The following is a 9,861-nucleotide window of genomic DNA, read 5'->3' as shown; positions in this document are numbered from 1 at the left end:
GGGCGCCGTAGTGACGCTCGTTGAGCCGCCAATCCTTGATCACCGGCAGCCAGGTGCGGTCCATCTCGTCCAGTACATACCACAGCGTGTGGATGGCGCGTTTAAGCACGCTGGTGAAGCACAGATCGAAATCCCAACTCTCAGCCTTGAGCAGCCTGCCCGCCGTTATCGCCTGCGATACGCCCGTGGGCGTGAGATCGACATCGGTCCAGCCGGTGAAGCGGTTTTCGAGGTTCCAGATGGACTCCCCGTGGCGGATGAGGACGAGCTTGGGCATGGTCGAGGAGGGCGAGGGGCGATTGGCAGGGAAGGTGAAAAAGGCAAAGCCGCATTCTAAAATGGCGGCGTTGGAGGGGCAAAACCTGCCCCTAAGGATTGCAACCCCAAGGCCTATCGTGGATTTTTTGATCGAAAATTGGATGTTGGTGGCGCTGGCGGCTGGCTCGGCCGCGATGCTGATGTGGCCAGTGTTGAGCGGCGCAGCGGGCGGCCCGGGCGTGTCGCCGACCGAGGCGGTGCAGCTCATCAACCGGGAGAAAGCCGTCGTGATCGATGTGTGCACGCCTGCCGAGTTTGCCGCCGGGCATGTGACTGGGGCGCGCAACATTCCGCTGGATGTACTGGAGCAGCAGTTGCCCCAGGTGGTCAAGAACAAGGCCACGCCGCTGGTGCTGGTGTGCGCCTCGGGTATACGTTCGCGCCGTGCCGTGGCCATGGCCAAGAAGCTGGGCTACGACAAGGCGGTTTCGCTGTCCGGCGGCATAGCTGCCTGGCGCAGCGCCAACCTGCCGGTTCAAAAGGCCTGATCGCTCACTACAAAAGGCACATGGCATGGCGCACGTCAAGATTTTCAGCAGCGACTACTGCCCCTATTGCCAGCGGGCCAAGGCTTTGTTGCTCGCGCGGGGTGTGACCGAGTGGGAGGAGATCAACGTCGATGGCCGGCCGGAGGTCCGCCAGGAAATGGCGCGGCTGGTCGGGCGCACCAGCGTGCCGCAGATCTTCATCGACGGGCGCCACATCGGGGGGTGTGACGATCTGCACGACCTCGATGCCCGCGGCGGTCTGGTGCCGTTGCTGCAGGGGCAGGGCGGCTGAGGCCGGCAAGGTCGTTGGGGCCGGCTGCATCCGGCTGGAGCCCCTGGCCCTGTCATAATGTCTTTGTTTGGCCGGCCCCGAGCGGCGCATTCCGCGCCGCCGGGGGCGGCTCTACCCGGGCGTTCGCCGCCGGCAGGCGCCCCTCATCCGACTTCGACCATGTCCGACGATCAAACCCCCGTTTTCCAAATCCAGCGGATTTACCTCAAAGAGGCCTCTCTAGAGCAGCCCAACTCTCCCGCCATTTTCCTCGAGCAGCAGCAGCCCAGCGTGGACATCCAGTTGGGTGTCGAGGCCAAGGGGGTGGCTGACGGGGTGTACGAGGTGGCAGTCCTGGCTACCGTGCACACCAAGATTGGCGAGCGCACCGTGTTTTTGGTCGAGTGCAAGCAGGCGGGCATCTTTGAGATCCGCAACCTGCCGCAGGAGCAAATGGGTCCGATCATGGGCATCGCCTGCCCGCAGATCGTCTACCCATATCTGCGCAGTAATGTGGCCGATCTGATCACGCGCGCGGGCTTTCCGCCCGTGCATCTGGCCGAGATCAATTTCCAGGCCATGTACGAGCAGCAGCAGGCCCAACAGCAGGACGACGCGCCGCGCATCGCCACCGCCTGATGGACGCAGGGGTGGGTACTGGCCCACCCTGTCGCCGTCGGCTCTTTTGACGCAGCCATGCACCTGACTGTGATCGGTGCCGGCGCTTGGGGGACGGCCTTGGCCATTGCGGCGGCCGCCACCCACCCGGTGCGCCTGTGGGCACGCGACCGCGCGCAGGCCGAGCGCCTGCAAAGCGAGCGGGTCAATGCCCGCTACCTGCCGGGGGCGATGTTGCCGCCCGCGCTCGAGTGCGACGGGGGCGATTCCTCGGCGCTGGCGCCGTTGTTGGCGGCCACCGACTTGGTCGTGATCGCCACGCCGATGGCGGGGTTGCGACAGTGGTTGCAGTGGCTGTCCGGCGCATTGCCCGCCGCGGGCCGCAGCGAAACACCCGTGACTTGGTTGTGCAAGGGTTTCGAGCGCGCCTGCGAGCCCGGCACCGTCGGCCTACTGGGGCACGAGATTGCCAGCCGCGTCGCCCCCGAGCTGTGTGTTGGGGTCCTCAGCGGCCCGAGCTTTGCGCAGGAAGTGGCGGCCAGCCTGCCGACGGCGTTGGTGGCAGCCAGTGCCCAGGCCACCGTGCGTGACACCTTGGTGGCGGCTTTCCATGGCCCGACGCTGCGCGTCTATGCCAACGACGATATCGTCGGTGTCGAGGTCGGCGGTGCGGTCAAAAACGTCATGGCCATCGCCACCGGGCTGTGCGACGGCTTGCGTCTGGGGCACAACGCCCGGGCGGCTTTGATCACCCGCGGCTTGGCCGAGATGACCCGTCTGGGGCTGGCGCTCGGGGCAAGGGCAGAGACCTTCATGGGGTTGTCCGGTTTGGGCGATCTGGTGCTGACCGCCACCGGTGATCTGAGCCGCAACCGTCAAGTCGGGTTGCTGCTGGCCCAGGGCCTGACGCTGACCCAGGCAGTGGATTCGCTCGGGCATGTCGCCGAGGGGGTGTATAGCGCCCGTACCGTGGCGCAGCGCGCCCGCTCTTTGGGGGTGCGCATGCCAATCACCGACGCCGTCGTGGCCTTGCTGGACGGCGCACTGCAACCGCGCGATGCCGTGGCGCACCTGATGGCGCGCGATCCGGTGGCGGAATAATGTCCCGAGGGAGTCAGAACTCCCAGTTGTCGATCAGGCGGGTGCGGCCGAGCCGGGCCGCGCCGAGTGCCACCAGACGGCCAGGCTGCAGGTCTGCCACCGTGGGGGGGAGCAGGTCCTCGCGCCGGCGCACGGTCAGGTAGTCGGGCTGCCAGCCACGCGCCGCCAGCGCCTGCTCGGCGCGGCGCTCCAGCGCAGCTAGGTTGCGCTCGCCGCCCAGCACATCGGCGGCCAGCAGGCGCAGCGCCTGCACCAGCTGGGGCGCCTCGGCGCGCTCCTCGGGTGACAGATAGCCGTTGCGTGAGCTCAGCGCCAGTCCATCTGGCGCGCGCGCGGTGTCGACGCCGTGGATGGTGATGGGCAGTGCAAATTGCCGCACCATTTGGCGAATCACCATGAGCTGCTGATAGTCTTTTTTGCCGAACACGGCGTGGCGCTCGCCCTTGGCCTGGGCAAAGACGCACTGGAACAGCTTCATCACCACGGTGCACACACCAGTGAAAAAGCCGGGCCGAAAATGCCCCTCCAGCATGTCGGCCAGTGCCGGGTGGGGCTGTACCTTGAAGGTTTGCGCCTCCGGATACAGCTCGCTTTCGGCCGGCGCGAAAACGAGGTTGCAGCCGATCTCCGCCAAGCGCTCGCAGTCGGCCTGCGGGGTGCGCGGGTAGGTGTCGAAATCCTCGTGTGGCAAAAATTGCAGCCGGTTGACGAAGATGCTGGCCACGGTGACGTCGCCCAGCGTGCGGGCGTGGCGCACCAGGCTCAGGTGGCCGTCGTGCAGATTGCCCATGGTGGGCACAAAGGCGGGGCGGTCGAATGGGGCGAGCGCCTGGCGCAGCTCGGCGATGGTGTGGATGACGCGCATCGGGATGGTGAAAAACGATGAGAAAACCCTACCATGCGTGCATGGCATTGTCGGGGAAGGTGCCAGCCTTGACCGCGGCGACGTAGGCCGCCATGGCGTCGCGCACGCTGGCCGCTCCCTCCATGAAGTTGCGCACGAATTTGGGCGTCTTGCCCAAATGGATGCCGAGCATGTCGTGCATCACCAGCACCTGGCCGGCGGTGCCATTGCCGCTGCCAATACCGATGGTGTGGCAGCGCGGCAGCTGCGCGGTGATCTCAGCGGCCAAAGCGGCGGGCACCATCTCCAGCACGAGCATTGTCGCGCCGGCATCCTGCAGCGCCAGCGCATCGCGGCGCAACTGCTGCGCTTGCGCGTCGTTGCGGCCCTGCACGCGGTAGCCGCCAAGGGCGTGAACCGTTTGCGGCGTCAGGCCCAGGTGGCCGCAGACGGGGATGCCGCGCTCGACCAGGAAGCGCACGGTCTCCACGGTCCAGCCACCGCCTTCCAGCTTGACCATGTGTGCGCCCGCCTGCATCAGCGCCGCAGCGCTGCGCACGGCTTGCTCGCGCGATTCCTGGTAGCTGCCAAAAGGCAGGTCGCCGATCACCCACACGGTGCCCTGCACCCGGCGCAGTCCGCGCACCACGCTTTCGGTGTGATAGCACATGTCCTGCAACGATACGCCGACCGTGCTCGGGCGCCCTTGGCAAACCATGCCCAGCGAGTCGCCCACCAGCAGGCAGTCCACGCCGGCGGCGTCGGCCACCGCAGCAAACGTCGCGTCGTAGGCGGTGAGCATGGCGATTTTCTCGCCGCGCTCGCGCATCTCGTGCAGACGAGGCAGGCTGATGGGCCTGCGCGGGGGCAGCGGAGCGGCGGCCGGCAGGGTGCCGTACGGGGTGTGCGCTGTGATGTCGGTCATGGCGTCCAGATTTCCTGAGACGCGCAAGTCTAGTCGATGCCTCGGTCCCATGCCGTGGGGGCGAGCGCCCAGACGCGGATCCCGCTATGCTTGCGGGCTTTGGAGTTTTGGGCTGACCCATGAGCGAATCTGCACGCCCCGATCCGCTGACGCTGCAGCCGCTGCTGCCGGACATCGCCGCGCAGGCAGCGCAGGACGTTGCGCGCGCGCTGGCCGAGGATGTGGGCAGCGGCGACCTGACTGCTGCGTTGGTGGATCCAGGCCTGCGCATGCGGGCACGGGTGGTCGCGCGCGAGCCCGCCGTGGTCTGTGGCGAACCCTGGGTGCGCGCGGCCGTGCATGCGCTGGATGCCAGTGCACAGTGGCACTGGCGGGTGCCCGATGGCCAGCGGGTCGAGCGCGATGGGGTCGTGTTCGAAGTCGAGGCCGATGCCCGCGCTTTGCTGTCGGCCGAGCGCACCGCGCTGAATTTTTTGCAGACGCTGTCGGCCGTGGCCACGCAGACCGCCCGCTATGTGGCCGCAGTCGAAGGGACCCGTGCCCGCATCTGCGACACGCGCAAGACGCTGCCTGGCCTGCGCGTGGCGCAAAAATACGCCGTGCGCACCGGCGGTGGGCTGAACCACCGCATGGGCCTGCACGATGCCGTGCTCATCAAGGAAAATCACATCGCCGCTGCCGGGGGCGTGCGGGCGGCGCTCGCGCGGGCGCAGGCTTTGGCCCCCCATGCGCTGTTCGTGCAGATCGAGGTCGAGACGCTGGCGCAGTTGCGCGATGCACTCGATGGCGGTGCACGGCTGATTTTGCTCGACAACATGGATTTGCCGACCCTGCACGAGGCGGTCGCCCTGAATGATGCCCACCCAGGCGGCGGCGCCTTGCTGGAAATCTCCGGTGGCGTCAACCTGCAGACCGTGCGGGCCTTGGCCGAAACCGGTGTCGATCGCATATCGGTCGGGGCTTTGACCAAAGATGTCCAGGCCATCGACCTGTCCATGCGGCTGCAACCCCTGTGAGCTCCCCCATCATGGCATCCTTTGTTCAAGTCGACGTCGAGCAGCCAGCGTGCACCACGCGCCACGCCTGGGCGCGCGTGCCCGAGGAGCCGTCACCTGCTGAGCGCGAAGCCCTCAAAGCCCGCATCCGAACGCTGTTGCGCGAGCGTGGTGCCGTCATGGTGTCGCACTACTATGTGCATCCCGACCTGCAAGACCTGGCCGAGGAGACAGGCGGCATCGTCAGCGATTCGCTGGAAATGGCGCGCTTTGGGCGCGATCACCCGGCGCGCACCCTGATCGTCTCGGGCGTGCGCTTCATGGGCGAGACGGCCAAGATCCTCTCGCCTGAAAAGACGGTGCTGATGCCCGATCTGGATGCGACTTGCTCGCTCGACCTGGGCTGCCCGGAAGGGGACTTTGCCGCCTTTCGTGCCCAGCACCCGGACCGCACGGTCGTCGTCTATGCCAACACCAGCGCGGCGGTCAAGGCGCAGGCCGATTGGCTGGTCACCTCCAGCTGCGCGCTGGATATCGTACGGGCATTGCGCGACAAGGGCCACAAGATCCTGTGGGCGCCGGACAAACATCTGGGGGCTTATATCCAGCGCGAGACAGGGGCCGACATGGTGCTGTGGCGCGGCTCGTGTGTGGTGCACGACGAGTTCAAGGCCTTCGAGCTGGAGCAGCTGCGCCGCGATCACCCTGGCGCCAAAGTGCTGGTACACCCCGAAAGCCCGGCCGAGGTGGTGGCGCAGGCGGATGTGGTGGGCTCCACCTCGCAAATCCTCAAGGCGGCGGCCGAGCTGGATGCCCCGGTGTTCATCGTCGCCACCGACAACGGCATGATGCACAAGCTGCGCGCCCTCAACCCGGGCAAGCGCTTCATCGAAGCGCCCACGGCCGGCAACAGCGCCACCTGCAAAAGCTGTGCGCACTGCCCGTGGATGGCGATGAACGGCTTGCGCGGCGTGCTCGAGGTGTTGGAGACAGGGCTCAACGAGATCCATGTCGACCCTGCCTTGATCCCCCGCGCTCGGCAGCCCATCGATCGCATGCTGGCCTTTACGGCGGCCCTCAAGCGGGGCGAACCCGCGGGTGCTTTGGTCCCGGGCATCGGCGCGGCCTGATTCCCCTGGCGCGCATGGGCCTTGGGCAACCGGGCAGAATCGGGCAAAGATTCCCGGAGGTGTGTCCATGTCCTACTTGCGCATAGTCTGGGGGGCGCTTGGCGCCCTTGGTCTCGTCCTCGTGGCGCAGGCCCGTCCGCTCGAGCTCGACGACATTGCCCGCGAGGGGGAGCTTCGGCTGCTGGCCGAGCGGCCGGATCCCCACGCCTATGGATACGAGTCCCGTGTGCGCATCGATGACGACAGCCTGCGCACGGGCGTGGTGCGGGTGGAGACCTGCCACTTGCGTATGGACCCCAACGCCCGCGTGGTGGTGCTGTTCAACCGCGATCGGGTCGAATCCATCCACATCACCCGCACGCAGGGCGTGGAGCGCGCCTGGGTGGAGAACCATCGCGTCGAGCTGGCGGGCGTCGAGCGGGGTGCCACGGTGTGCATCGAACTGCGCTCGCGTGCGCTTGACGCGCTGGGCCACGGCCGCTGGCGACTGCATGTGGGGCCGCTGATGCGCCGCTATCTGGACGGCTTCTTGCCCATGGAGGCCGATTTGGCTGTGACATGGCCAGACGGTCTGCTGTCGGTCGAGGCGGTGGATCCCGCGCCCCAGCCGGGTGTACGCCTGACAGCGGGCACGGACGGGGCGCGCCTGCACGTGACCTTCGCGGGCCGCTTGTCGGCGCGGTGGGAGCTGCGCCACAACGCAGGCGCAGCCGACGGGCGCTGATGGCGAAATTGCGCATCATGAAAAGTTGATGCGCCATCAAGAAACCGCGCTGGCCTGCTGGCGGCACCAGATTTCGAGGGATGCGATCTGCATTTCATAATAAGAAATAACCAGCCAACACATTGATTTGTTTGGGATAAAAAATGTCTTGTATAAGACACAAGACTTGTTTTATGTCTTATATAAGACTTATACTGTGGGCAACGGGACGGGGTATCGCCATCCGGCTGCACCGGCCCCCGCTTGGGTTTCCCATCACCACAGGAGTCTTGTCATGACGCAAAACCTCACCCGCGATCAGCAGATCGCCGCCCTGGAAAAAGACTGGGCCGAAAACCCCCGTTGGAAAGGTATCAAGCGCGGCTATTCCGCGGCCGACGTGGTCCGGCTGCGCGGCTCGCTGCAAATCGAATACACCCTGGCCAAGCGGGGTGCCGAGAAGCTGTGGCGCCTGATCAATGGCGAGGCCAAAAAAGGCTATGTCAACGCCTTCGGCGCCATCACCGCGGGTCAGGCCATGCAGCAGGCCAAGGCGGGTCTGGAGGCGGTGTACCTGTCTGGCTGGCAGGTGGCCGCCGATGGCAACACCAGCGAGACCATGTACCCCGACCAGTCGCTGTACGCGTATGACTCGGTGCCGACCATGGTGCGCCGCATCAACAACACCTTCAAGCGCGCCGATGAGATTCAGTGGAGCCGCGGCATCGGGCCTGGCGACGCCGGCTACATCGACTACTTCCTGCCGATCGTGGCCGATGCCGAGGCCGGCTTTGGCGGCGTGCTCAACGCCTTCGAACTGATGAAGAACATGATCGCCGCGGGAGCGGCCGGCGTGCACTTCGAAGACCAACTGGCCGCGGTGAAGAAGTGCGGCCACATGGGCGGCCAGGTGCTGGTGCCGACGCAAGAGGCGATCGAGAAGCTGATTGCCGCGCGCTTTGCAGCCGACGTGATGGGGGTGCCCACCATCGTGCTGGCGCGCACCGATGCCGAGGCGGCCAACCTGCTGACCAGCGACCACGACGCCAACGACAAGCCTTTCCTGACTGGCGAGCGCACGCAAGAGGGCTTCTTCCGCGTCAAGAACGGGCTGGAGCAGGCGATCAGCCGCGGTGTGGCTTATGCGCCGTATGCCGACCTCGTGTGGTGTGAGACTGGCACGCCGGACCTGGGCTTCGCGCGCGAGTTCGCGCAGGCGATTCATGAGAAATACCCTGGCAAGCTGCTGTCTTACAACTGCTCGCCATCCTTCAACTGGAAGAAGAACCTGGACGACAAGACCATCGCCGAGTTCCAAGACAAGCTGTCGGAGCTGGGCTACAAGTACCAGTTCATCACCTTAGCGGGCATCCACATCAACTGGTTCAACACCTTCAAGTTCGCCTACAACTACGCCCGCGGCCAAGGCATGAAGCACTATGTCGAGATGGTGCAGGAGCCGGAATTTGCCGCCCGCGAACAGGGCTACACCTTCGTGTCGCACCAGCAGGAAGTCGGCGCCGGCTATTTCGATGATGTGACGACCGTCATCCAGGGCGGCTCCTCCAGCGTCAAGGCGCTGGCCGGCTCCACCGAAGAAGCGCAGTTCCACTGATCCGCGGCCGCGCCTGAGAGCGGCCCGGGAAAAGACAGCCCGGCGGCGCTCTCAGAGGATGCGGCAGGCCTCATCGAAGGCCAGGCGGGGCCCGCGCGGATGCAGACCCGCCGGGTCGCCATGGCCCAGGTTGCACAAGAAATTGGTGCGCACCGTGGTGCCAGCCCAAAAGGCCGCATCCACCGCGGCGGCGTCGAAGCCACTCATCGGGCCACAGTCCAGCCCCAGTGCCCGCGCCGCCAGGATGAAGTAGCCACCCTGCAGGCTGGAGTTGCGAAAAGCCGTGGCCTGGATCGCCTCGGGTTGGCCCTCGAACCAGCTGCGCGCATCCGGGTTGTGGGGAAAGAGCTGTGGCAGCCTCTCGTAGAACGCCAGATCCATGCCGATGATGGCGGTCACGGGTGCAGCGGCCGTCTTGGCGCGGTTGCCTTCGCTCAGGCACGGCAACAGCCGGGCTTTGGCCTGTGGCGAGCGGACGAACAAAATGCGCGCGGGACTGCAGTTGGCCGAGGTTGGGCCCCACTTCATCAGGTCGTACAGGCGGTGCAGCGTCTCGTCCGCCACGGCCTTGTCTTGCCAGGCATTGTGGGTGCGCGCGTCGTCGAACAGTTGCTCGGTGGTGGTGTGCATGGTGTCGTTGCCAATCAAAGTACACAGGCCGATTGTGCGGTGAGTGGGGGTGGGCACGCTCGGGTCGAGGATGTGACAGGGCAGGATCGATCTGTGCGACAATCCCCGGATACAGAGTATCCAACTGGCAGGCGATACGGCAGTGACACCGCGAACGCCCTCGGAGGTCACCCTGGCCTAGATAGGCCGGCGGCAGTTCGCGCCTGCTTGATCAACACCCCGT

At 66.0% G+C, this 9,861-nt stretch carries 12 protein-coding genes; 8 read left to right on the top strand and 4 right to left on the bottom strand.

The window, feature by feature from the left end:
* On the bottom strand, positions 1-277 hold a 277-nt coding region (locus P3W97_RS01660; RefSeq protein WP_300843229.1), incomplete at its 3' end, for a 2,3-bisphosphoglycerate-dependent phosphoglycerate mutase.
* A gap of 118 nt (positions 278-395) precedes the next feature.
* On the opposite strand from P3W97_RS01660, the gene P3W97_RS01655 reads away from it, so the two are divergent.
* From P3W97_RS01655 to P3W97_RS01640, 4 genes are all read left to right on the top strand, one after another.
* On the top strand, positions 396-806 hold the full coding sequence (locus tag P3W97_RS01655; protein WP_300843228.1) for a rhodanese-like domain-containing protein: 411 nt from the start codon (positions 396-398) through the stop codon (positions 804-806).
* Positions 807-831: 25 nt separating this feature from the next.
* A complete protein-coding gene (gene grxC / locus P3W97_RS01650) occupies positions 832-1,098 on the top strand; it encodes a glutaredoxin 3 (RefSeq protein WP_300843227.1) in 267 nt (88 codons plus the stop codon).
* Between the two features lie 159 nt (positions 1,099-1,257).
* Complete coding sequence (gene secB / locus P3W97_RS01645; protein ID WP_300843226.1) at positions 1,258-1,716, top strand: protein-export chaperone SecB; 459 nt, start codon at positions 1,258-1,260, stop codon at positions 1,714-1,716.
* Positions 1,717-1,773: 57 nt separating this feature from the next.
* Complete coding sequence (locus P3W97_RS01640; RefSeq protein WP_300843225.1) at positions 1,774-2,796, top strand: NAD(P)H-dependent glycerol-3-phosphate dehydrogenase; 1,023 nt, start codon at positions 1,774-1,776, stop codon at positions 2,794-2,796.
* A gap of 13 nt (positions 2,797-2,809) precedes the next feature.
* Here P3W97_RS01640 and panC read toward each other — a convergent pair whose 3' ends face one another.
* Positions 2,810-3,661: a pantoate--beta-alanine ligase gene (panC, locus tag P3W97_RS01635; protein WP_300843231.1), complete on the bottom strand. Its 852-nt coding sequence runs from the start codon at positions 3,659-3,661 to the stop codon at positions 2,810-2,812.
* 28 nt (positions 3,662-3,689) lie between these two features.
* Positions 3,690-4,565 (bottom strand): 3-methyl-2-oxobutanoate hydroxymethyltransferase, encoded by an 876-nt coding sequence (gene panB, locus P3W97_RS01630; protein ID WP_300843224.1) that lies wholly within the window; start codon positions 4,563-4,565, stop codon positions 3,690-3,692.
* A 119-nt stretch (positions 4,566-4,684) separates the two neighbouring features.
* Here panB and nadC point away from each other — a divergent pair, with 119 nt between their 5' ends.
* From nadC to aceA, 4 genes are all read left to right on the top strand, one after another.
* Positions 4,685-5,581, top strand: coding sequence for a carboxylating nicotinate-nucleotide diphosphorylase (nadC, locus tag P3W97_RS01625; protein WP_300843223.1), 897 nt, complete (start codon positions 4,685-4,687; stop codon positions 5,579-5,581).
* An 11-nt stretch (positions 5,582-5,592) separates the two neighbouring features.
* Positions 5,593-6,690 carry a quinolinate synthase NadA gene (nadA, locus tag P3W97_RS01620; protein ID WP_300843222.1) on the top strand — a complete coding sequence of 366 codons (1,098 nt, stop codon included), beginning with the start codon at positions 5,593-5,595 and terminating at the stop codon, positions 6,688-6,690.
* 67 nt (positions 6,691-6,757) lie between these two features.
* Positions 6,758-7,414, top strand: a complete 657-nt coding sequence (locus P3W97_RS01615) for a hypothetical protein (protein WP_300843221.1) — start codon at positions 6,758-6,760, stop codon at positions 7,412-7,414.
* Positions 7,415-7,688: 274 nt separating this feature from the next.
* Positions 7,689-9,008: an isocitrate lyase gene (aceA, locus tag P3W97_RS01610; RefSeq protein WP_300843220.1), complete on the top strand. Its 1,320-nt coding sequence runs from the start codon at positions 7,689-7,691 to the stop codon at positions 9,006-9,008.
* Between the two features lie 51 nt (positions 9,009-9,059).
* Here the strand turns inward: aceA and P3W97_RS01605 are convergent, their stop codons facing one another.
* Positions 9,060-9,638 (bottom strand): malonic semialdehyde reductase, encoded by a 579-nt coding sequence (locus P3W97_RS01605; RefSeq protein ID WP_300843219.1) that lies wholly within the window; start codon positions 9,636-9,638, stop codon positions 9,060-9,062.
* Positions 9,639-9,861: the final 223 nt, after the last annotated feature.

Source organism: Tepidimonas sp., from assembly GCF_029335975.1.
Classification (GTDB): Bacteria; Pseudomonadota; Gammaproteobacteria; order Burkholderiales; family Burkholderiaceae_C; genus Tepidimonas.
Note: the sequence above shows the minus strand (reverse complement) of the source record. Positions and strands in the feature narration are given on the sequence as shown.